Below are 22208 nucleotides of genomic sequence, written 5' to 3' on the forward strand. Positions count from 1 at the left end.
CGCCCCGGACCCCGCTCCTCAAACGCCGGAGGGGCTGGACAGTGCGGCCGAACCCAGCCCGTCCGGCGTTTGAGGACACGCCCGCAGGGCCGGCTCAGAGGCGCTCCGCGTTGCCCTTCCCCCCGTACCGCAAGCGCAGCCGCATGCGGCCCTCCACCGTCCTGATCTCCACCGATTCGCACAGGCTCCGCATCAGCCACAGCCCGTCGAACGGATCGGCCTGCTCGCCGGGCGGTGCGAAACCCGCCCAGGGCGCCGGAGCCGAGGTGGCCGGGCGGGTGGCGAGCAGGTCCCAGGTGACGATGCCGGGCTCTTCCCAGGCGCACACCTCCGCCCCCGCCGCGCCTCGGTCGAGCAGGAAGGCCAGAGCCTCGTTGGCGACGATCTCGGCCATCGCGAGACGCGCCCCGGAAAGGCCCGCCGCAGCCGCGCTGCCGCGCACGAAGGCGCGTACGGCAGCAGGTGTGGCCGGCCCGGCCAACCGGTCCGCGCCCAGCGGCGGCGGAGGCAGCGGGGCGTCGGCCACCGCGGCGTACGCGTTCGGATCGACGTACGCCGCACAAGGCAGGATCTTCGCCCCGACCACATGAGCGGGGTGCGTGGCGCGGGCGGCCTCCGCGACGTCCTCGGGGGCGGTCCTGGTGTCGTACGGGCAGATCATCCAGAGGTCGGCGTCCGCGAGCAGCACGTTCAGCCCGGACTCCATGCGCTTCCACTCCGCGATCTGGCGGGCGGATTTTCCGGCCCACAGCGGCTCGGCGATGATCCGCGTCCGCCGCCCCGGCACCTCGCGGCGTTTCACGTACCGCAGGAAGGACGAGACGCGCTCCACCGGTCTGCGGCCGAAGTAGGCCGTCTCCGCCGTGTCGAGGCCGTGGGCCCGCGCGCCGAGGGCGTCACGGAGCAATTCGATGTTGGCGGGCGTGGTCGCGGCGAGCACCGGCTCCCCCGCGTCCAACCCCTCCTCGGCGAAGGGCAGAGCCATCGCGAGGAATGCCTCGTCGCCGTCGTACAGGGAGGCGTGATGTACGAAGCCCCCACCGTTCGGGCCGCTGTCAGTTGACATGGTTGGCTCCCAGCCGCAGGCCGGGGGTCTCGTCCCAGCCGACCAGTGAGATCACTTCACGCAGATGCGGAGCGAGACCCACCAGCTCCACCTGGCTTCCCGCAGGGCGCGCTCGGGCGAAAGCCACCAGCAGCCGCAGCCCGCCGAGGTCCAGGAACTCCAGCCCGGACAGGTCGAGTTGGACGTCTCCGGCTGTCCGCTCGACCGCCTCCAGGGCGGTACGGAGGTGCTGGTGCCCGTGTGCGTCCACGACGCCTTCGACACGGAGTCCGTCCGGCCGGCAGGTGCGGACGACGCGTAACTCCGCGGCGTGTACGAGGGGTTCCAACTTCGGCGCTCCTCAGGCGGACGGATGCGAAGGCTTCGATACGCGGCCCAGCGTAGTGCTTTGGCCACGCAAGAAGGCCCCCCGCGCAGTGCGGAAGGCCTTCTTCTCGTACGTACCCCCGACCGGATTCGAACCGGCGCTACCGCCTTGAGAGGGCGGCGTGCTAGGCCGCTACACAACGGGGGCCTTGCAGATATGAACTCTGCGAGCTGGGCTACCAGGACTCGAACCTAGACTAAGGGAACCAGAAACCCTCGTGCTGCCAATTACACCATAGCCCAAAATGGTTTAGACCAATCGGTCCCAACCCGTACCCCCGACCGGATTCGAACCGGCGCTACCGCCTTGAGAGGGCGGCGTGCTAGGCCGCTACACAACGGGGGCCCTAGCGATCCTTGCGTCAGCGCATCCGGGAGCGACCCGAAGGCGATGGAAAGAAAGGATCTGTACCCCCGACCGGATTCGAACCGGCGCTACCGCCTTGAGAGGGCGGCGTGCTAGGCCGCTACACAACGGGGGCCTGTGCAGAAGAAGCTCTGCGAGCTGGGCTACCAGGACTCGAACCTAGACTAAGGGAACCAGAAACCCTCGTGCTGCCAATTACACCATAGCCCACCAAAACACAACCCCCTGATGGGGGCTTGTTTGGCTCGCGCTTCCCGGCCGGACCTTTCGGCCCTCTCGGGCGGCGCAGAAAGAACATTACCCGAAGGTGGACGGCGCTCCAAAACGGGTATCGCCCCGCAACAGCCCAGGTAGCTGCTCAAGGCCGGTGATCCGGACGAGCTCCGGACGGCCGCCGAGACCGCCGCGGTCGAGCCAGATCCCGGCCAGACCGGCCTCGTCGGCGCCCCTGGCGTCGATGTCGGGCTGGTCACCGACGTACGCGACCTCGTGCGGGGGCAGGGCGAGCGCGTCGCAGGCGGCGTGGAAGGCCTCGGCGGCGGGCTTGGAGAAGCCCAGCTCGGCGGCGCACAGCAGCGCCTCGAAACGGCTCCGCACACCGAGGACGCGCAGCTTGCGGTCCTGGTTGTGGACGCTGGAATTCGACAGCACGGCGTGGCGGTAGTCGGCCGCCAGGACATCCAGCGCCGGGACGGTGTCGGGAAACAGCTTCCACGCGGCCTCGTAGTGGGCGACGTACCGCGTGAACCACTCGTCCGCCGCGTCGTCGCTCAGCAGCGGCGTGCCGAGAAAGGACCGCACCCGGTCGCGCCGCTGCTCCTCGAAGGTCACTTCCCCGGCGGCGAAGCGCGCCCAGTGGAGAGCGGTCGTCTCGCGCCAGTGGTCCAGGGCCCGGCCGACGGACTCGTACCCGCTGAGCAGGCCTTCGGTCGCGAGATGATCACGCATGCCGGCGGTGTCGGCGCTCGCGTAGTCGAAGATCGTGTCATCGATGTCCCAGACCACCGCGCGGATCGGCATGATCCGACGGTACGGGAAAGGCCCGGAAGCCGGTGCGGCTTCCGGGCCTTTCGTGCGTACGGGCGCGACTACGCGGTGAGCTTGGCCAGGGCCGCGTCGATGCGGGCCAGCGTCTTCTCCTTGCCCAGGATTTCCAGGGACTCGAAGAGCGGGAGGCCCACCGTGCGGCCGGTGACCGCTACGCGGACCGGGGCCTGGGCCTTGCCGAGCTTCAGGCCGTGGGCCTCGCCGGCGGCCAGGACGGCCTCCTTGAGGGATTCCGGGCTGGTCCAGTCGGCCGCTTCCAGATTGGCCCGGGCGGTGGTGAGCAGCGGTACCGGCTCGCCCTTCATCGCCTTCGCCCAGGACGCCTCGTCCTCCACCGGCTCGTCGAGGAAGAGGAAGTCGACGTTGGCCGTGATGTCGGACAGGACCGTCACGCGGGTCTGGGCGTGCGGGGCGATCGCCTCGAAGGCGGCGCGGTCGAAGGACTCCGGCTTCCAGTTGGCGTACGGCGCCTTCAGCCACGGCTCGCAGGCCGCGATGAAGTCCTGGACCGACAGCTTGCGCAGGTGCTCGGCGTTGATGTGCTCGCACTTCTTCAGGTCGAAGCGCGCCGGGTTGGCGTTGACGTCCTTGATGTCGAAGGCCGCCACCATCTCCTCGATCGTGAAGATGTCGCGGTCCTCGGCGATGGACCAGCCGAGGAGGGAGAGGTAGTTGAGCAGGCCCTGGGGGAGGAAGCCGCGCTCGCGGTAGAGGTTGAGGGATGCCTCGGGGTCGCGCTTGGAGAGCTTCTTGTTGCCCTCGCCCATGACGTACGGGAGGTGCCCGAACCGCGGGATCTCCTTGGCGATGCCCAGCTCGATCAGCGCCTTGTAGAGCGCGATCTGGCGCGGGGTGGAGGACAGCAGGTCCTCGCCGCGCAGCACGTGGGTGATCTCCATCAGCGCGTCGTCGACGGGGTTGACGAGCGTGTAGAGGGGGGCGCCGTTGGCGCGGACGATGCCGTAGTCCGGCACGTTGTCCGGGTTGAAGGTCAGTTCGCCGCGGACCACGTCCGTGAAGGTGATCGGCTCGTCGGGCATCCGGAAGCGCACGATGGCTTCGCGGCCTTCCGACTTGTAGCGGGCGATGCGGTCTTCGCTGAGGTTGCGGCACGTGCCGTCGTAGCCGGACGGCTTGCCGGCCGCGCGGGCGGCGTCGCGGCGTACCTCCAGCTCAAGGGCGGTGCAGAAGCACTCGTACGCGTAGCCGCCGGCCATCAGCTTCTGGGCGACGTCCTGGTAGATGTCCATCCGCTGCGACTGGCGGTACGGGGCGTGCGGGCCGCCGACCTCGGGACCCTCGTCCCAGTCGAGGCCCAGCCAGCGCAGCGAGTCGAGCAGCTGGTGGTACGACTCCTCGGAGTCGCGGGCGGCGTCGGTGTCCTCGATGCGGAAGACCATCGTGCCGCCGTTGTGCCGGGCGAACGCCCAGTTGAACAGGGCGGTGCGGACCAGGCCCACGTGCGGGTTGCCGGTCGGCGAGGGACAGAAACGTACACGTACGGGTGCGCTAGCCACGCTTGATCACCTTGTTGGTGAGAGTGCCGATGCCTTCGATGGTGACGGCGACTTCGTCGCCGACGTTCAGGGGTCCGACTCCGGCCGGGGTCCCCGTGAGGATGACGTCGCCCGGGAGCAGCGTCATGGCCTCGGAGATGTGGACGATCAGGTCCTCGACGGAGCGGACCATGTCGCTCGTACGCCCCAGCTGGCGCTGTTCACCGTTGACCGTGCACTGGATGGCGAGGTCGCCGGGGTCGAGGTCGGTCTCCACCCAGGGGCCGAGCGGGCACGAGGTGTCGAAGCCCTTGGCCCTGGCCCACTGCTTCTCGCGCTGCTGGACGTCGCGTGCGGTGACGTCGTTGGCGCAGGTGTAGCCGAAGATGACGTCCTTGACGCGCTCGCGCGGGACCTCGCGGCACATGCGGCCGATGACCACGGCCAGTTCGGCCTCGTAGTGCACCTCGTTGGAGAAGGAGGGGTACGCGATGTCGTCGCCGGGGCCGGTCACCGAGGTGGACGGCTTGAAGAAGATGAGGGGTTCGTCAGGGACCTGGTTGCCCAGTTCCGCCGCGTGTTCCGCGTAGTTGCGGCCGATGGCCACGACCTTGCTGGGGAGCACGGGCGGCAGGAGGCGGACCTTGCTCAGCGGGACCTTGACGCCGGAGAGCTCGAAGTCGGCGTACGGGATGCCCTTGATGATGTCGAGGACGAGGTCTGCCTCTGCGCCGGGGGCGCTGGGACCCTCAACCGCGCCGAAGGCGACATTGCCGTCGATGGAGAACCTGGCGATGCGCACGGGATGCTGCCGCCCCTTACTTGCTGGCTGGCTGGAGACTGACGCTCCAGGCTAACGCGGACGAGGGCCCCGACCTGCCGTATTGGCGCCGTGCCCGGCTACGCGGCGGGGGCTTCCATGAGGATGGTGCGGCGCGGGTTGGCGGTCTCGGCGGGGAGGTCGACGGGGTGCTCGGGCCGCTCGGCCACCAACAGGTCCGCGGCGTCGTCGAGGTGCGCCAGCGTGGTGCGGCGGGGGTTGGCGGTGCTGCGAATCTTCAACGTGGTCGTCGTCGCGGTCTTCATCTGGTGTTCGGGCCTGTTCGGTACGGGCGCCGCTTGGGCGCGGTGTTGTCGGATTCGCCATCTCTGCAAAGCGTCAGGCTAAACACCCGATTCCCCGCCAAAGATGTGAAGCACGGAAGAACAGTGTGTGAGTTTCCTCACGAGATGGCGGGCATATCGACCATTTCAGGCGGTGGACGTGGGTCCGCGAAACGGACATTGCGCTATTGAAGCCATCATTCCGCTCCTGATCATCAGGACTGGGACACCCCCCACCCCTAAGCGACTCGTCGCCTTATGCCCCTTTTAACCATGAACATCTTCTACTCCTGGTTACTCACCAGTCACACGGTGTCACTCAGGTTACGACCCGACACGCGGGCCTTGTTGGAGATCCGGCACTGTGCTGGAATTCCCCGGACCGCCGCGAGATTCCAGCCGGCGCGCAGGGCGCAACGCAGCGCCGAGTGGCGGCGGGAAGGGGAGAAGCGCCGGTCACTCACGACCACCCATGGGGCCGCTCGGTGCCCCACGACTCGACACCGTTCCGCCGTTTGCGCGGGGGAACGCCTGGTCCAGAGGTTGCGACGCTAGTGCAGGGACGTTTCAAGAGGGATGGCAGCGCTGCGGCGGAGCAGGAGCCGCGCGGCACAGACCGCGGATCCTCGCCCCAGCACGCCCAGCGCGCCCAACACGCCGGAAACACAGCTCCGGCGGCCGGCGACGGCGGCGATCGTGCCGTGCGCACCGGGGTCAAGGGCGGCGGCGAGCAGGCGACTCCCGCCAGAGCCAAGGAGCCCACTTCCACGGGCTCACGAATAGCCCTGCGCAACTGGCGCATCAGCACCCGTCTGGTCTCCCTGCTCGCCCTGCCCGTGGTCGCCGCGACCACGCTCGGCGGGCTGCGTATCAACGAGTCCATGAACGACATGGAGCAGCTGGAGCACATGCAGCTGCTGACCGACATGACCAAGCAGGCGACCGAGCTCGCCCTCGCGCTCCAGGAGGAGCGCGACAAGTCGGCCGGTCCGCTCGCCAACGGCACCAGCCCGGCCGACTTCAAGGTCAAGGGCCCCCGGGAGAAGACCGACCGGGCCAAGAACGCGTTCATCGCCGGCACGCAGAACATCGACCCGGGCGATGACGAGAGCCTGCTGAGCATCAGGTCGAGCCTCTACCAGATCGCGTCCCGGCTGAACTCGATTCGCCAGATCCGCGAAGGCGCGTACGCGAAGAAGACGACCAACTCGCAGACGGTCAACAACTACAGCCAGCTGATCAACTCGCTGCTGAGCCTCTCCCAGGACATGGCGCAGGCCACCTCCAACCCGGAGATGATCAAGCGGACGCGCGCCCTGTCCGCGTTCTCCTCCGCCAAGGAGTACGCCTCCATCCAGCGCGCGATCATCGCCGCCTCGCTGCCGGCGAACAACCGCGAGCCCGGCAAGCTCACCGAGAACGACCGCCTCTACGCCAGGTCCGCGATGGAGAGCGAGGACGCGGCGCTCAAGTCGTTCGACCAGGTCTACGTCGGCGACAACGAGGACCTGACCGCCACGCTGGAGACCGGCAGCCCCACGATCGACGCCGCCGACAAGTACGCGCACCGCGTGCTGTCGACGCCGGGCCGGCTCAAGTCCGAGCCCGAGCGCTCGTACATGGACTGGACCGACGCCAGCACCACCAAGATCAACGCGATGAAGCGGATCGAGGCCACGCTCCTCAACGAGATGGAGCAGAAGGCCCGTGAGCTGCGCAACGAGTCGCAGCAGGACGCCATCCTCAACGGTGTACTGATCCTGCTCGTCCTCGGCGTCTCCCTCGTCGGCGCGTTCGTCGTGGCCCGCTCCATGATCCGCTCGCTGCGCCGCCTCCAGGACACCGCGACCAGGGTCGCCCAGGACCGTCTCCCCGAGCTCGTCAAGCAGCTCTCCGAGGCCGACCCGCAGGACGTCGACACGTCCGTGGAGTCCGTCGGTGTGCACTCGCGCGACGAGATCGGCCAGGTGGCCGCGGCCTTCGACGACGTGCACCGTGAGGCGGTCCGACTGGCCGCCGAGCAGGCGCTGCTGCGAGGCAACGTCAACGCGATGTTCACCAACCTGTCGCGGCGTTCGCAGGGTCTTATCCAGCGTCAGCTCTCGCTCATCTCCGAGCTGGAGTCGCGCGAGGCCGACCCGGACCAGCTGTCCTCGCTCTTCAAGCTCGACCACCTCGCGACCCGCATGCGCCGTAACGGTGAGAACCTGCTCGTTCTCGCCGGTGAAGAGCCCGGCCGTCGCTGGACCCGGCCCGTGCCCCTCGTCGACGTACTGCGTGCCGCCGCGTCCGAGGTGGAGCAGTACGAGCGCATCGAGCTGTCGTCGGTGCCCGGCACCGAGGTCGCCGGCCGCGTCGTCAACGACCTCGTGCACCTCCTCGCCGAGCTGCTGGAGAACGCCACGTCGTTCTCCTCCCCGCAGACCAAGGTCCGCGTCACCGGACACGCGCTGCCCGACGGGCGCGTCCTGGTCGAGATCCACGACACCGGTATCGGTCTGTCGCCGGAAGACCTCGCGGCGATCAACGAGCGGCTCGCCTCGCCCCCCACCGTGGACGTCTCGGTCTCGCGCCGCATGGGTCTGTTCGTGGTCGGCCGCCTGTCCCTGCGACACGGCATCCGTATCCAGCTGCGTCCCTCCGACTCCGGTGGTACGACCGCGCTGGTCATGCTGCCCGTCGATGTCGCCCAGGGTGGCAAGAAGGCCCCGGCGAAGACCGGCGCCGCCGCTCAGCCGCAGGTGCCTTCCGGCCCCGGCGCCCGTCAGGCGGCCGGTCCCGGTGCGGTCGGCGCCGGCCCCGCTCCGGCGGGACGGCTGCCCGCCGGTTCCGGCGGCGCGCGCGGCCAGGTCTCCGGCTCGGGTCAGCGTGCGGCGCTGCCCGGACGCGACGGGGGCCCGGCCCAGGGTCACGGTCAGCAGCCCGGCTCCGGTCAGGGCGGCGGGCCCGGCGGTGCCTTCGGTGGCGGCGGCGGTCGGCAGGGCGGGAACCGTGAGCGTTCCGACGTACGCCCCAATGCCTTCCAGCAGAACGGTCCCGCCCAGGGCGACCAGGGCCGTCCGCAGCAGCAGCCGCCCCGCGGCGGCGGCGCTCGCGCCGAGCTGCCCGGCTCCCACGGCGCCGCGCAGCGTCCGGCGCGTCCGCAGACCACCAGCTGGGGCAACGACCTGCCGCGCGGTCACGAAGAGGCGGACACGGCCTCCCCGCAGCAGGGGCTCGGCTCCACGGCCGAGTTCCAGCGGCCCGACTTGGACGCGCCCGCCTCCACGGGTGTGTTCGAGCGTTCCGACGTACGCGGTCCCGTGGGACCGGCGGCCACCGGGCAGTACGAGCGCCCCGGTCAGCGCGGTCCGCAGGGCAACGCTCCGCAGGGCAACGGCTCGACCGGTCAGTACCAGCGGCCCGAGCTTCCCGGCCCGCTGGACCCCGCGTCCACCGCCCAGCTCCCCCGGCCGGACTTCAACGCCCCGCAGCAGGCCAACCCGGCCGGCGCGTACGGCGGTCCGGGCCAGAGCCAGGATCAGGGTCAGGGCCACGCCCGGCGGCCCGGCCAGTCCCGTCCCCAGGCCGGCCAGGCCCAGGGCGGACCGCAGGCCCTGCCCCCGGCGCCGCGCAGGCACGGTCGCGACAACGGCCGCAGCACCCGGCCCCCCGAGAACACAGCCGCACCCGCGCCGCGTCAGCCCGCCGCGCACCTGCCTCCGCAGCCGCAGCACGAGCTGCCGCCGGCTCCCGGCGGCGGTGACGGACGTACGCCGCTGTTCGACACGCTTGAGTCGAACTGGTTCCAGCAGCAGGCCGGCGAGCAGCAGTCGCCCGCCGCGGCGCAGCAGCCCCACCAGCAGTCCGGGCGGCCCGCGCAGCAGTCACCTGCCGCGCCCGCCGCCACCCCTCCGATGCCGCAGCGCGCCCAGGCGCGCGACACGGGTGCCGCGAGCAGCACCACCAACGGTACGAACGCCACCAACGGCGCCGCCTGGCGCACCTCGCCGAACGACGAACTCGTACGGCAGGCCGAGCGGGTCAAAAAGCCCGCAGCCGGCGGTGTCACGACCTCGGGTCTGCCGCGTCGCGTCCCCCGTGCCAATCTGGTGCCGGGTACAGCGCAGCAGCAGAACCACCAGACCGGTCCGCAGGTTTCGCGTGCGCCAGATGACGTACGCGGCCGGCTGACCAATCTTCGTCGGGGTATCCAGCAAGGTCGCCAGGCCGGCAACAACGGCTCAGCGACCGGGAGTTTCAACATTGACCCCACTCACCAGCAGGAGCGTTAGTTGAGTCCGATGAGCCAGGCGGCCCAGAACCTGAACTGGTTGATCACCAACTTCGTGGACAACACCCCAGGGGTGTCCCACACGGTGGTGGTCTCCGCCGATGGACTCCTTCTGGCGATGTCCGAAGGCTTCCCGCGGGACCGTGCCGACCAGCTGGCGGCCGTCGCCTCCGGCCTGACCTCGCTGACCGCGGGGGCTTCCCGGATTTTCGAGGGCGGGGCTGTGACCCAGACCGTCGTCGAGATGGAGCGCGGTTTCCTCTTCCTCATGTCCGTTTCCGACGGTTCCTCCCTCGCCGTACTCGCACACCCCGACTGCGACATCGGCCTCGTCGGTTACGAGATGGCGCTGCTGGTCGACCGGGCCGGCAGCGTACTCACCCCGGATCTCCGTGCGGAGCTCCAGGGCAGCCTGCTCCACTAGGCCGCGCACCTCAGGTATTGCCGAGAAACAAACCGTCAGGCCGCGCAGAAGCCCCCCACCCCGGCCCCGTCAGACGGCAGGCCCATCCCCTGCTGTCATGCCCGGAGGATCGATCCATGACCCCGCCCCCCGCCTCTCGTGATCCGTACGGAGCGCGCCTCGACGCGTCGTACGACCACGAGGGCGACCAGCCGCTGGTACGTCCGTACGCGATGACCGGCGGCCGGACCCGGCCGCGCTACCAGCTCGCCATCGAAGCGCTGGTCAGCACGACCGCCGACCCGGCGCACCTGTCCACGCTGCTGCCAGAACACCAGCGGATCTGCCACCTGTGCCGCGAGGTCAAGTCGGTGGCCGAGGTTTCGGCGCTGCTGTCGATGCCGCTCGGAGTCGCGCGGATCCTCGTCGCCGACCTGGCGGAGGCCGGCCTGGTGGCGATCCACCAGCCGGGCAATGGAGAGGCCGGCGGCACGCCGGACGTAACGCTGCTGGAAAGGGTGCTCAGTGGACTTCGGAAGCTCTAGCGGCGGAACGGCCCGTGCCACCACCTCCGCGAAGATCGTGGTGGCGGGTGGCTTCGGCGTCGGCAAGACGACGTTCGTGGGCGCCGTCTCGGAGATCGACCCGCTGCGCACCGAGGCCGTCATGACCAGCGCGAGCGCCGGTATCGACGACCTCACGCACACCGGCGGCAAGACGACGACGACGGTCGCCATGGACTTCGGCCGCATCACCCTCGACCAGGACCTGATCCTGTACCTCTTCGGTACGCCGGGTCAGGACCGTTTCTGGTTCATGTGGGACGACCTGGTACGCGGCGCGATCGGCGCCGTAGTCCTGGTGGACACCCGCCGTCTCGCCGACTGCTTCCCCGCGGTCGACTACTTCGAGAACAGCGGGCTGCCCTTCGTGATCGCCCTCAATGGCTTCGAGGGACACCAGCCGTACACCCCCGACGAGGTGCGCGAGGCCCTGCAGATCGGCCCCGGCACCCCGATCATCACCACCGACGCGCGCCACCGGGCGGACGCCAAGAGCGGTTTGATCACGCTCGTGGAGCACGCACTGATGGCACGTCTCAAGTAGTCCCTCGCATACGGCAGTTGTCGTAGCGGGCTGGGGGGCGGACTGTGTCCTTCGACACTCTCCGCCCCTCTGTTCATAACGTTTCGACAGAGAATTACTCCGCCACGGCCACCGCACGCGTTCGCGCGGTGCCGCTGCGCTCACATTGGCCTCGCCATTTGGCGCGGCTCGCGCTGTTTGACCGTTTTGTCTGAGGCTTACACCACTCGGAATGGCCGGTTCCTGGTGTTTGGAACGCAGCCGGTTGACGTGCTGGAATTCGTCGAACTCCCGAGTAGTACGGCCCTGAACGAGAAAAACGGCACAACGTAGGTGCCGGCGCCGAGAGGTTGTTGGTCGAGTGAGGCGTAGCAAGACGAGCTCCGCACAGCAGCAGGGCGCGCGGGGCAACTTCACCCCGCCGCCGCGCACAGCGACGTCGCACGCGACCTCGCCCGCCGCGGCCGCCCCGGCGGGCAACGGTGGCAAGGGCAGTGGCAGCAGCAGCCGCTTCGCGCCGCGCAACTGGCGTGTACCCACCAGGCTGAACGCCATCCTTCTCATACCCGTGCTGGTCGGCCTCGTCATGGGCGGCTTCCAGGTCAAGGGCTCTGTCGACACCTGGCAGGAAGCGCAGGACGCCGAGAAGACCGCGGTTCTCATCCGCGCCGCTTCGGAGTACGGCCAGGCGCTCCTCAACGAGCGTGACCTGACCGCCGCCCCGCTCCTCCAGGGCAAGCGCACAAGCTCCGAGGTCACCCAGGCGTACGCCTTGACCGACGAGGCCGCGAAGAAGTTCAAGGAAGCCACCAAGGACCTCCCCGAGGGGCAGGGGCTTGAGCGCCGTCTCGGCCTCTTCGCCGACGAGGAGCCCAAGCTCGGGGCGCTCCGCAAGGCCGCGTACACCCAGGCCCTCGACCCGGTGAAGACCGAAGAGGGCTACGTCCAGATCCAGCACTCGCTGATGGAGCTGTCGAACGAGCTCGGCCTGGGCACCGGCAACATCACCGCCTACGGCCGTACGGTCTACGCCGTCCAGCTCGCCAAGGCCGCCGCGTCGCTCCAGCGCTCCATCGGCATGCACCTCCTGATCCGCCCGAGCGGCAACCCGGCCAAGCTCGCCCAGCAGACGGTCGCCTTCAACTCGTACAACTACCTGGAGCAGATCGCCCTCGCCGAGTTCCGCTCCGGTGGTACGGAGGGGGACGTCAACGAGCTCAAGCGCATCATGAAGGGCAAGGCGGAGGACGGCGCCAAGAAGCTCGCCGCCGCCAAGCAGCAGGCCGACCAGGCCGGCGTCCCCTTCGTGCCGCCGCCGAGCAAGAACGGTTCGATCCTGGACGGCATGGCCGCGGAGATCGGCCAGGGCAAACCCACCGGGCTGAAGCAGAAGGGCGTCACGCCCGAGGTGTGGATGGCGGCCTCGACCGCCAAGTTCGACGGCTACAGCGAGATCGAGAACAACCTCGTCGACAAGGCGGTGGAAGAGGCCGGGGCGATCTCCTCCGACGCCAAGACCGACGCCATCACCAACGGCCTGATCGTGGTCATCGCGCTGCTCACCTCCGTCATCCTCGCGGGTATGATGGCCCGTCAGATGAGTAACGCGATGCGCCAGCTGCGCACCGCCGCGTTCGGCATCGCCGAGCAGCGCCTGCCGATGCTGGTCGACCAGCTTTCGCGTACGGAGCCGGGCCGCGTCGACACCCGCGTGGAGCCGATCCCGATAACGTCGCACGACGAGATCGGCGAGGTCGCCCGCGCCTTCGACCAGGTGCACCGTGAGGCTGTCCGGCTCGCCGCCGAGCAGGCCATGCTGCGGGGCAACGTCAACGCGATCTTCACCAACCTCTCGCGCCGCAACCAGTCCCTCATCGAGGGCCAGCTGACGCTGATCACCGACCTCGAGAACAACGAGGCGGACCCGGACCAGCTGGAGAACCTCTTCAAGCTGGACCACCTCGCGACCCGTATGCGCCGCAACGGCGAGAACCTCCTGGTGCTCGCCGGCGAGGAGCCGGGCCGCCGCTGGAACCAGCCGGTTCCGCTGGTCGACGTGCTGCGCGCCGCCGCCTCCGAGGTGGAGATGTACGAGCGCATCGAGCTCACCGGCGTACCGGAGTCGGAGATTCACGGCCAGGCCGTGACCGACCTCGTGCACCTGCTGGCCGAGCTGCTGGAGAACGCCACCACGTTCTCTTCGCCGCAGACCAAGGTGCGCGTCACCGCGACCCGGCTGCCGGACGGCCGTGTCATGGTCGAGATCCACGACAAGGGCATCGGCCTCACCGCCGAGGACTTCGCGGACATCAACCACAAGCTGGCGAACCCGCCGACCGTGGACGCCGCCGTGTCGCAGCGCATGGGCCTGTTCGTGGTCGGCCGCCTCGCGGACCGGCACAGCATCCGCGTCCAGCTGCGCCCCTCGGGCGAGCAGGCCGGCACCACGTCGCTGGTCATGCTTCCCGACGCCATCACGCACGGTGGCGGTGGCGAGCCGCTGCCGCACGACGACTTCACGGTCTCCTCGATCATTCCCGAGCAGCAGTCGTACGAGAGCGCTCCGATGCGCACCGCGGCCGAGCTGGGCTTCGACGACTCGGCGTACGGCAACGACGGCGACGACACGAAGCTGGACCCGGTCGGCCGCTCGCTGATCCGCGAGGAGCGGCGTGCGCAGCTGGAGGCGCAGGCCACCGGCGACCGCCCGCTGTTCCGTGACGAGCTGCAGCAGGGTTCGTACGACGACCCGCAGCAGTCGTACGAGGACCCCCAGCAGCAGTACGAGCAGCCTCAGCAGCCGGCGTACGACCAGGGCGGGTACGACGACTACCCGGCCTACCAGACGTATCCGGAGGCCGAGTACCAGGAACCGGCGGCACCGCAGGCGACGTACGAAGACTCGTACGATTCCACCTCCCACCAGGGACCCTGGCAGGACCAGAACTCCTACCAGGGCGCGTACGAGCCGGAGTTCGGGTCCCAAGCGGAATCTGCGCCGGGCGCTCCCGCGAGCGACCGGGAGCGCGTAGGCTTCGACCGTCCGGGTTCCACCCCGGCGCCCGGCCCCGAGGTGACCGACGTCGGCCTCCCGCGGCGTGGCGGCCAGCAGCACTGGCAGCCCGGTGCGGAGCCGGCCGGGCAGTCCTTCGGACAGGAAGCGGCGCGGCAGCCGGTCGCCGCCCCGCAGCCGCAGCAGGACGCGCCGCAGCAGGACGGAAACGGGAACGGGCCCGGAACCGATGACTGGCGTTCGTCGAACGACGAGCGCTGGCAGCGGGCGGAGAAGCTCCGTGAGCCCAAGGCGGGCGGAGTCACCTCCTCCGGTCTCCCCCGGCGGGTGCCCAAGGCCAACCTGGTCGAGGGAACCGCGGAGCAGACCCCGCAGGGCGGCCCCCAGGTCTCCCGCGCTCCCGAGGACGTACGGGGCAGGCTGAGCAACCTGCGCCGCGGTGTCCAGCAGGGTCGCAACGCGGGAACGGACACGAACACGGCGGCCACCTACGATCAGAACGGTGGCCATGGCAACACCTACAACCAGGAGCGTTAGTGTGAGCCCGATGAGCCAGGCGGCGCAGAATCTGAACTGGTTGATCACCAACTTCGTGGACAACACCCCCGGGGTGTCCCACACGGTGGTGGTCTCCGCGGACGGACTCCTGCTGGCGATGTCCGAAGGCTTCCCCCGGGACCGCGCCGACCAGCTGTCGGCGGTGGCCTCCGGACTGACCTCGCTGACGGCCGGTGCGTCCCGGATCTTCGAGGGCGGCGCGGTCAACCAGACCGTGGTGGAGATGGAGCGCGGCTTCCTCTTCCTCATGTCGATCTCGGACGGCTCCTCGCTGGCCGTACTCGCCCACCCGGAGGCCGACATCGGCCTCGTGGGTTACGAGATGGCCCTCCTGGTGGACCGGGCCGGCAGTGTCCTCACCCCGGACCTGCGCGCCGAGCTGCAAGGAAGTCTTCTCAACTAGCAGACGTAGAGTGCGCTTTGGTGTGCGCGGGCTTTAATGTTCGAGAACGCGGCACCAACAGCAATGTGGCGCCCGGCAGTCGGAGGAGGAAACGTGGCAACACCCCCGGACGGTTCTTCGGCCAACTGGCCTTACGGCCAGGGTCAGAATCAGGGTGATACCTCGCAGAACAGGTTCAACTTCCCCTCCGCGCCGAGCCGCGCGCAGCCGTACGAGCAGCAGCAGCCGCCGCAGCATCGGCAGCCGCCGCAGCAGCGCGTCCAGCCGACGCAGTCGCGGCGGGCCCCCGCGCCCGCCGCCTCGCAGGCGAATCACAACCCGCTGGTCCGGCCGTACGCCATGACCGGTGGGCGCACCAGGCCGCGCTATCAGCTCGCCATCGAGGCGCTGGTCAGTACCACGGCGGATCCGTCACGTCTGCAAGGGCAGCTGCCCGAGCATCAGCGGATCTGCCATCTGTGCCGGGAGATCAAGTCGGTCGCCGAGATCTCGGCACTTCTCACCATCCCCCTCGGGGTTGCCCGGATCCTCGTCGCCGACCTGGCAGAGGCCGGACTTGTAGCCATTCACCAGCCCGGCGGCGACGAGTCCGCCGGTGGTCAGCCAGACGTGACACTGCTCGAAAGGGTGCTCAGTGGACTTCGCAAGCTCTAGCAGCGGAGCAGCCCGCTCCACAACCTCCGCGAAAATCGTGGTGGCGGGCGGCTTCGGCGTGGGCAAGACCACGTTCGTCGGAGCCGTCTCGGAGATCAACCCGCTGCGCACCGAGGCCGTCATGACTTCCGCTTCGGCGGGCATCGACGACCTCACTCACACCGGAGACAAGACCACCACCACGGTGGCCATGGACTTCGGCCGTATCACCCTGGACCAGGACCTGATCCTGTACCTCTTCGGTACGCCCGGTCAGGACCGCTTCTGGTTCATGTGGGACGACCTCGTGCGCGGTGCGATCGGCGCGGTGGTCCTGGTCGACACGAGGCGGCTCGCCGACTGCTTCCCCGCCGTCGACTACTTCGAGAACAGCGGCCTTCCGTTCGTCATCGCCCTCAACGGCTTCGACGGACACCAGCCGTACAACCCGGACGAGGTGCGCGAGGCCCTGCAGATCGGCCCCGACACCCCGATCCTCACCACGGACGCCCGCCACCGCGCGGACGCCAAGAGCGCGCTGATCACGCTCGTCGAGCACGCGCTGATGGCGCGGCTGCGGTAGGAACCGGCGTACGTAACGTACGTACGAGAAAGGCCCCCGCCACTCCGAGGAGTGGACGGGGGCCTTCGTCGTACGCGCTGAAGCAAGCGGTGGTGCTCAGCCCTGCCAGCTGTGCGGGGCGCGGAAGCCGGGCGTGCGCTCCAGGCGGCGCCAGCCGGCCGTGGAGCGGCCGTGGTGGGCCGGGGCCTGCGGGCGGCCGGCGGCGCGGGCCATCAGGATCGCGGTGATCGCGGCCAGCTCCTCGGGCTCGGCGTGGCCCTTCTCGACCCGCAGCAAGGATTCGCTCATTGAGTTCTCCGTCTCGTCTTCGTCTTCGTCGCAGGATTACTGCGGGGGGTTGCCGTGCTTGCGCGACGGCAGGTCTGCGTGCTTGTTGCGGAGCATGGCGAGAGAGGCGATCAGCACCTCGCGCGTCTCGGCCGGGTCGATGACGTCGTCGACCAGGCCGCGCTCGGCGGCGTAATACGGGTGCATCAGCTCGGACTTGTACTCCTTGACCATGCGGGCGCGCATGGCCTCGGGGTCCTCGGCCTCGGCGATCTGCTTGCGGAAGATGACGTTGGCGGCACCTTCGGCGCCCATCACCGCGATCTCGTTGGTGGGCCAGGCGTAGGTGAGGTCGGCACCGATGGACTGGGAGTCCATGACGATGTACGCACCTCCGTAGGCCTTCCGCAGGATCAGCGAAATCCGCGGCACGGTGGCGTTGCAGTACGCGTAGAGCAGCTTCGCGCCGTGGCGGATGATCCCACCGTGCTCCTGATCGACGCCCGGCAGGAAGCCGGGTACGTCCAGAAGAGTGACGATCGGGATGTTGAACGCGTCGCACATCTGCACGAAGCGCGCGGCCTTCTCGCTGGCCTCGATGTCGAGGACACCGGCCAGGGACTGCGGCTGGTTGGCGACTATGCCGACCACCTGGCCGCCGAGGCGGGCCAGCGCGCACAGGATGTTGGTCGCCCAGCGCTCGTGGATCTCCAGGAAGTCGCCGTCGTCGACGAGCTCCTCGATGACCTTGCGCATGTCGTACGGGCGGTTGCCGTCGGCCGGGACCAGGTCCAGCAGTACCTCGGAACGGCGGTCCTCGGGGTCCTCGGACTCGACCGTCGGCGGGTTCTCACGGTTGTTGGAGGGCAGCATCGAGATGAGGTAGCGGACCTCGGCGATGCAGGTCTCCTCGTCGTCGTACGCGAAGTGCGCGACGCCCGAGATCTCGGCGTGCACGTCGGCGCCGCCGAGCCCGTTCTGCGTGATCTCCTCACCGGTCACGGCGCGCACGACATCCGGGCCCGTGATGAACATCTGCGAGGTCTCGCGGACCATGAAGACGAAGTCGGTGAGGGCCGGGCTGTACGCCGCGCCGCCCGCGCACGGGCCGAGCATCACGCTGATCTGCGGGATGACACCGGAGGCGCGGGTGTTGCGCTGGAAGATGCCGCCGTATCCGGCAAGGGCGGAAACACCCTCCTGGATACGGGCGCCGGCGCCGTCGTTGAGCGAGACCAGCGGGGCACCGGCCGAGATGGCCATGTCCATGATCTTATGGATCTTGGTGGCATGGGCCTCGCCCAGCGCGCCGCCGAAGATGCGGAAGTCGTGGGCGTAGACAAAGACCGTGCGGCCCTCCACCGTGCCCCAGCCGGTGATGACACCGTCGGTGTACGGCTTCTTCGCCTCCAGGCCGAACCCGGTCGCCCGGTGCCGGCGCAGCTGCTCGACCTCCTTGAACGTACCCGGGTCGAGCAGCAGCTCGATGCGCTCACGGGCGGTCAGCTTGCCCTTGGCGTGCTGAGCTTCGGTCGCCCGGTCACTGGGGCCGCGGTGGGCCTGCTCACGCAGCGCGAGCAGCTCGGCCACCCGGCCACGGGTGTCGGTGGGCTCGCGCGGCGTCTCGTCCAAAACGGTCATGTACTGACCCTACGAAGGAGTACAAGAAAAACAGGCCGTCGACTCTTCACAGTCTCCGGCCCGTTCTCCTGTCACCACTGGACAGAACCATCCCGCCATGCAGCCTAAGCACCAGCTCAGAGCCGCCGGGGATTGTGGGGGTCCGACAAGGGGACGCGGGACTTCAGCTGAGAGCCACCTCACAACGGTGGCTCGCCCCGGCGGTACCCGGCGTCACGCGCAGTTTCAGCGTACGGCCGGTGGACAGCACTTCGACGCCCGGATCCTTTGAGATGACGCGGACGCCGCGGCGCTCCCAGGTGACCTCCAGGGGCCGGCCGCTGCGCGCCGGCTCACTGACGGCGACGGTCGCGGTGCGCCGCCTCCTGCGTACGAGCACACTCGCCGGAGCCGTCGCCGTCAGCCGCCCGGCCGTGCCCACCGTGCCCGGCTGCCAGAAGTTGGCGGCCGTGACGCCGAGGGAGTGGATCGCCACGGCCTGGACGGCGCGCGTGTTGGCGAGGATGTGGAGCCAGTCGCGGTCGGCCGCGCGGGCGACGACGGTGCGGCGGGAGGCGCCCGGCATCAGGAGGTAGGCGTAGTCGGCGTCCACCGGGTCGGTGCCGTGATCGAGCCAGAGGGTCTGGTAGCGGCGGGTCTGCCGTTCGGTGGTGCTGGTGGTGTTGATGTCGCTCCAGGAGCCGGTGCGGTCCTCGCGCAGAATCTTCAGCTCCGCGCCGCCGGCCCCGCCCGCTCCGGGGAAGACCCAGCCGCCGTGGCCTTCGAGGTGGGCCCAGCGGGGAGCGGCGTGGCCGGCGTCGACCGTGAGGGGGTTCGTACCGCTTTCACCCAGCATGCGGTTGTCGACGATCGTCTCGGCGGGTACGCCGTCGGTGGAGGTGATGCCGGCGCCGAGGCAGACGACCGTATCGGCCACGCAGAACCACGACTTGCGCGCTTCGAGGGTGGAGCCGAGGCCCTTGAGGTGCTGACCGACGGCGGCGAACTCGCCGTCGGTGCAGCCGCCGACCCACTTGGTGGCGGGCTTGGGCGCTCCCCATTCGCCGCCCGCCTTGTCGGCAAGTCGCTTGGTGGACACGGTCGTTCCGGGGAGGCGGTAGAAGTCCACGGTCGGCCAGAACCAGTTCGTGTACTGGTCGTTCTCCTTCTCCCCCGGCCACCAGTAGAGCATTCCGGCTCCCGTGTGCCAGCCGCGCGGGTTCTCGCCGTTGCCGCACTCGTAGTACGAGATCCGCTCCGAGGCCATCGAGATGCCGGCCGCCCAGCCGGGGCGCCGGTGCACGGCCCGGTCCATGGAGGCGAAGAGCTTGTGTGCGACGGGCTCGGGGGCGGCGGCGACCTGCGACGCGGCGACCGCGTGCAGTCTGGAGAGGTCGGCGACGTTGAACTGCGGTGCGGTGAGCAGTGGCGTCGTACGGTCGCGCTCGATCCAGCCCTTGACGATGGCGGTCCAGCGCCGCTGTTCCGCTTCCGACGCGCCGCCCGCGAGCAGCGGGATGGCGGCGATGAGGCCCTGGCCGTGGAAGTGGTCGCTGCGCATGACCTTGCGGTCGTCGCTCTTCAGGTAACCGCGGCTTATGGCGCGGCCGTTGACGCTGTCCATCATCAAGCCGTTGTAGATGAGGGGCGCGTAGGCGTTCTCGACGGAGTCGAGGATGATCTGGCGATTCGGGTCGGTGACGGCCCAGGTGGAGCCGGCGAGGAGGGTGAAGAGCCTGCCGAGCCCGTCGAGCATGACCTGGCCGTACGTACCGGAGTAGGCGACCCAGGTGTGCTGGACGAACGAGCCGTCGGCGTACAGGCCGTCGCCCTTGGTCACGTACGGGAAGACGGGCGAGAGGGCGTCGCGGGCGAGGGCGATTTTGGCCGGGCTGCGGCCGAGGACGCCGCGCAGGGCGACGGAGCGGCAGAGGTCGACGCGGTTGGCGCCGGTGCTCGTGCCGGAGTAGTTGGTCAGTGCGGAGTCGGGGATGAAGTGGTCGACGGCGGCGCAGGCGGCCTGGCGCTGGCCTGCCGTGAGCTTGTCGTGGAGGGCGGCGACGATGTCCATGAGGAGGCGGGGGCTGCCGATCTGCCACTCCCACCAGTTGCCGTGGCGGGTGGTGGAGGGGTTGTAGATCTTGGCGGAGAGGTGGTCGAGGCCCCTGATGATGTCGGCGAGGAGGGCGGCGTCGGCGGTGAGGCCGGTGCCGGGCTGGAGATAGGCCTGGGCCATGGTCCACAGGCGGCCGTAGCTCTGGGTGATGCCGGCGGGCGGGTCGAAGCTGTAGCCGGGCCACAGGGATGTGTCGGCCGGAGCCATGGCGGCCTGGAAGCCGGTGGCGAGGCGTCCGGTCTCCTTGAGTCGCGAGGCGTAGGGCTCGGTGGCCGGGTCGAATCCGGTGCCGAGGGAGAGCTCGACCCAGCGTAGGCGGAGGCTGTCGAAGTCGTCGGCGACGCCGGCCGCTTTTGCCGGGCCGGCGAGGGCGACGGCGAGAGTGGTGCCGGACGTGGCGGCGAGGAAGGTACGGCGGGACCAGAGCGGCACGGGGGCCTCCGGAGGAGCGGTGGTTTAGACCTGTGCCCGCTGGTGTAGCACGGGGTTCCGTGAGCAATCAATGACTAGGACAGAGCCGGCGGAAAGCGCTTGCCGCTGGGCCTGCGGCGCTGTTCCCTGGGGCGAAGCCCCTAGCTCCCCGCGCGCTTCGGGAAGCCTTCGGGGAGCAGATGCTTGAATTTTGAACAACACGGGTCTACAGTGAATCTCGTTGAACCTTAAACAAACCATCCGAGGAGGAGCCATGGCTCTGTTCAACCGCAAGAACACCACCACCCCGGCCGCGACCACCACCCTCGCGGTGGACCCGACCCTGGCCGCCCTGACCGGCGACTACACCATCGACCCGGCGCACAGCAGCATCGGCTTCACGGTCCGCCACGCCATGGTCACCAACGTCCGGGGCAACTTCGCCGACTACGAGGGCACGCTGACCCTGGACGGCTCCGACCCGTCCCGCTCCGCCGCCGCGATCGACGTCAAGATCGCCAGCATCGACACCGGCATCGCCGACCGCGACGGTCACCTGCGCAGCGGCGACTTCTTCGACGCGGAGCAGTTCCCCCTCATGACCTTCCGCTCCACGTCGGCGGAACAGCTCGGCGGCGACAACTACCGGATCGTGGGCGACCTGACCATCAAGGACGTCACCAAGCCGCTCGCCATCGACCTGGAATTCAACGGCTCCGCGACCGACGTGTACGGCAACGAGCGCGTCGGCTTCGAGGGCAGCGCGGAGATCCTGCGCTCCGCCTGGGGCCTGACCTGGAACGCGGCGCTGGAGACCGGCGGCGTGATGGTCAGCGACAAGGTCAAGCTGACCTTCGACATCTCCGCGATCAGGAACGCGGCCCCGCAGGTCTGAGAACTCGCACCACACCACCTTGCCCGGGTGCCGCTGCGTCACGCCCCACTTGTCCGCGAGTGCGGCCACCAGCGGCAGCCCCCGGCCGCCGACGCCCATCGGGCCGTCCGACTGCCGGGTACGGACCTCCCCCGGGCCACTGTCGTGGACCTCGACGCGAAGCCGGCCGTCGCACTCCAGGCAGAGGTGAAGCCGAAAGCCCCGGCCGGGCGGGACGCCGTGGAGCAGGGCATTGGTGGTCAGCTCGCTCACGCAGAGCAGCACCTCGTCCGCCCGGTCCACGACCGCCCAGGCGCGGAGCGCCTGCGCGGCGAACCCCCTGGCGGCAGGCACGGATCGGCGCTCGCGCCGGTAGAACACTTCGCGGAAGCAGCGCTGTTGGGTTCCTTCATTCATGCATCCACTGTCACAGTCCGTGACTAGAGTGGACCAATGAGTGAAGTCGTACAGATCGTTGGTACGACCCAGAACCGGTCGAGTACGGCCGCGGGCGGGAAGGCA

General features: G+C 69.3%; 18 protein-coding genes, 5 tRNA genes and 1 pseudogene. 9 read left to right on the forward strand and 15 right to left on the reverse strand.

From position 1 onward, the window contains the following. Positions 1–94: 94 nt before the first annotated feature. The 11 genes from J7E96_RS03025 to J7E96_RS03075 all read right to left on the reverse strand — a co-directional run bounded on the left by J7E96_RS03025 (position 95) and on the right by J7E96_RS03075 (position 5428). Entirely contained in the window at positions 95–1066 is a 972-nt protein-coding gene (locus J7E96_RS03025) for an MEDS domain-containing protein (RefSeq protein ID WP_215127154.1), read from the reverse strand. After that, positions 1056–1394, reverse strand: coding sequence for an STAS domain-containing protein (locus tag J7E96_RS03030; protein WP_215127156.1), 339 nt, complete (start codon positions 1392–1394; stop codon positions 1056–1058). The genes J7E96_RS03025 and J7E96_RS03030 overlap by 11 nt, the downstream gene beginning before the upstream one ends. A gap of 113 nt (positions 1395–1507) precedes the next feature. Continuing rightward, positions 1508–1580, reverse strand: a tRNA-Glu gene (locus tag J7E96_RS03035). A gap of 23 nt (positions 1581–1603) precedes the next feature. Continuing rightward, positions 1604–1675, reverse strand: a tRNA-Gln gene (locus tag J7E96_RS03040). 30 nt (positions 1676–1705) lie between these two features. Continuing rightward, positions 1706–1778, reverse strand: a tRNA-Glu gene (locus J7E96_RS03045). Between the two features lie 63 nt (positions 1779–1841). Next, positions 1842–1914 (reverse strand) — tRNA-Glu (locus tag J7E96_RS03050). A gap of 23 nt (positions 1915–1937) precedes the next feature. Continuing rightward, positions 1938–2009, reverse strand: a tRNA-Gln gene (locus tag J7E96_RS03055). Between the two features lie 87 nt (positions 2010–2096). Continuing rightward, entirely contained in the window at positions 2097–2819 is a 723-nt protein-coding gene (locus J7E96_RS03060; protein ID WP_215127157.1) for an HAD family hydrolase, read from the reverse strand. A gap of 68 nt (positions 2820–2887) precedes the next feature. Continuing rightward, positions 2888–4363, reverse strand: coding sequence for a glutamate--tRNA ligase (gltX, locus tag J7E96_RS03065; protein ID WP_215127159.1), 1476 nt, complete (start codon positions 4361–4363; stop codon positions 2888–2890). After that, entirely contained in the window at positions 4356–5144 is a 789-nt protein-coding gene (locus tag J7E96_RS03070) for a fumarylacetoacetate hydrolase family protein (protein ID WP_215127161.1), read from the reverse strand. The genes gltX and J7E96_RS03070 overlap by 8 nt, the downstream gene beginning before the upstream one ends. A gap of 98 nt (positions 5145–5242) precedes the next feature. Next, entirely contained in the window at positions 5243–5428 is a 186-nt protein-coding gene (locus tag J7E96_RS03075) for a hypothetical protein (RefSeq protein WP_215127163.1), read from the reverse strand. A gap of 572 nt (positions 5429–6000) precedes the next feature. On the opposite strand from J7E96_RS03075, the gene J7E96_RS03080 reads away from it, so the two are divergent. From J7E96_RS03080 to J7E96_RS03115, 8 genes are all read left to right on the forward strand, one after another. Next, complete coding sequence (locus J7E96_RS03080; protein ID WP_215127165.1) at positions 6001–9720, forward strand: nitrate- and nitrite sensing domain-containing protein; 3720 nt, start codon at positions 6001–6003, stop codon at positions 9718–9720. A gap of 9 nt (positions 9721–9729) precedes the next feature. Beyond that, positions 9730–10143, forward strand: coding sequence for a roadblock/LC7 domain-containing protein (locus J7E96_RS03085; RefSeq protein ID WP_037649408.1), 414 nt, complete (start codon positions 9730–9732; stop codon positions 10141–10143). 116 nt (positions 10144–10259) lie between these two features. After that, entirely contained in the window at positions 10260–10667 is a 408-nt protein-coding gene (locus J7E96_RS03090; RefSeq protein ID WP_215127167.1) for a DUF742 domain-containing protein, read from the forward strand. Further along, positions 10648–11229 carry an ATP/GTP-binding protein gene (locus J7E96_RS03095; protein ID WP_215127169.1) on the forward strand — a complete coding sequence of 194 codons (582 nt, stop codon included), beginning with the start codon at positions 10648–10650 and terminating at the stop codon, positions 11227–11229. Before J7E96_RS03090 ends, J7E96_RS03095 begins: the two co-directional genes overlap by 20 nt. 340 nt (positions 11230–11569) lie before the next feature. Beyond that, positions 11570–14758, forward strand: a complete 3189-nt coding sequence (locus J7E96_RS03100) for a nitrate- and nitrite sensing domain-containing protein (RefSeq protein ID WP_215127171.1) — start codon at positions 11570–11572, stop codon at positions 14756–14758. A gap of 10 nt (positions 14759–14768) precedes the next feature. Further along, a complete protein-coding gene (locus J7E96_RS03105) occupies positions 14769–15182 on the forward strand; it encodes a roadblock/LC7 domain-containing protein (protein ID WP_138894018.1) in 414 nt (137 codons plus the stop codon). A 93-nt stretch (positions 15183–15275) separates the two neighbouring features. Continuing rightward, entirely contained in the window at positions 15276–15836 is a 561-nt protein-coding gene (locus J7E96_RS03110; RefSeq protein ID WP_215127174.1) for a DUF742 domain-containing protein, read from the forward strand. Then, positions 15817–16398: an ATP/GTP-binding protein gene (locus J7E96_RS03115; protein WP_028813754.1), complete on the forward strand. Its 582-nt coding sequence runs from the start codon at positions 15817–15819 to the stop codon at positions 16396–16398. Before J7E96_RS03110 ends, J7E96_RS03115 begins: the two co-directional genes overlap by 20 nt. Before the next feature lie 96 nt (positions 16399–16494). Here the strand turns inward: J7E96_RS03115 and J7E96_RS03120 are convergent, their stop codons facing one another. The 3 genes from J7E96_RS03120 to J7E96_RS03130 form a co-directional block, all read right to left on the reverse strand. Then, positions 16495–16686, reverse strand: a complete 192-nt coding sequence (locus J7E96_RS03120; protein ID WP_215127176.1) for an acyl-CoA carboxylase subunit epsilon — start codon at positions 16684–16686, stop codon at positions 16495–16497. 36 nt (positions 16687–16722) lie between these two features. Then, on the reverse strand, positions 16723–18306 hold the full coding sequence (locus tag J7E96_RS03125; protein ID WP_215127178.1) for an acyl-CoA carboxylase subunit beta: 1584 nt from the start codon (positions 18304–18306) through the stop codon (positions 16723–16725). A gap of 163 nt (positions 18307–18469) precedes the next feature. Further along, on the reverse strand, positions 18470–20833 hold the full coding sequence (locus J7E96_RS03130; protein ID WP_215127180.1) for a polysaccharide lyase 8 family protein: 2364 nt from the start codon (positions 20831–20833) through the stop codon (positions 18470–18472). A 253-nt stretch (positions 20834–21086) separates the two neighbouring features. Between J7E96_RS03130 and J7E96_RS03135 the strand changes: the two genes are divergently transcribed. Continuing rightward, a complete protein-coding gene (locus tag J7E96_RS03135; protein ID WP_215127182.1) occupies positions 21087–21707 on the forward strand; it encodes a YceI family protein in 621 nt (206 codons plus the stop codon). Positions 21708–21776: 69 nt separating this feature from the next. Here J7E96_RS03135 and J7E96_RS03140 read toward each other — a convergent pair. Beyond that, positions 21777–22103: pseudogene (locus tag J7E96_RS03140) on the reverse strand (ATP-binding protein); the annotation flags it as partial. Positions 22104–22208: the final 105 nt, after the last annotated feature.

The sequence above is a fragment of the Streptomyces sp. ISL-96 genome, assembly GCF_018614035.1.
Taxonomy (GTDB): Bacteria; Actinomycetota; Actinomycetes; order Streptomycetales; family Streptomycetaceae; genus Streptomyces.

Excerpts from the sequence above, each read along its gene's own strand:
- J7E96_RS03105 (WP_138894018.1), top strand. The coding sequence starts at position 14,769 with ATGAGCCAGGCGGCGCAGAATCTGAACTGGTTGATCACCAACTTCGTG.
- J7E96_RS03085 (WP_037649408.1), top strand. The coding sequence starts at position 9,730 with ATGAGCCAGGCGGCCCAGAACCTGAACTGGTTGATCACCAACTTCGTG.
- J7E96_RS03120 (WP_215127176.1), bottom strand. The coding sequence starts at position 16,686 with ATGAGCGAATCCTTGCTGCGGGTCGAGAAGGGCCACGCCGAGCCCGAG.
- J7E96_RS03075 (WP_215127163.1), bottom strand. The coding sequence starts at position 5,428 with ATGAAGACCGCGACGACGACCACGTTGAAGATTCGCAGCACCGCCAAC.
- J7E96_RS03090 (WP_215127167.1), top strand. The coding sequence starts at position 10,260 with ATGACCCCGCCCCCCGCCTCTCGTGATCCGTACGGAGCGCGCCTCGAC.
- J7E96_RS03060 (WP_215127157.1), bottom strand. The coding sequence starts at position 2,819 with ATGCCGATCCGCGCGGTGGTCTGGGACATCGATGACACGATCTTCGAC.
- J7E96_RS03025 (WP_215127154.1), bottom strand. The coding sequence starts at position 1,066 with ATGTCAACTGACAGCGGCCCGAACGGTGGGGGCTTCGTACATCACGCC.
- J7E96_RS03135 (WP_215127182.1), top strand. The coding sequence starts at position 21,087 with ATGGCTCTGTTCAACCGCAAGAACACCACCACCCCGGCCGCGACCACC.
- J7E96_RS03125 (WP_215127178.1), bottom strand. The coding sequence starts at position 18,306 with ATGACCGTTTTGGACGAGACGCCGCGCGAGCCCACCGACACCCGTGGC.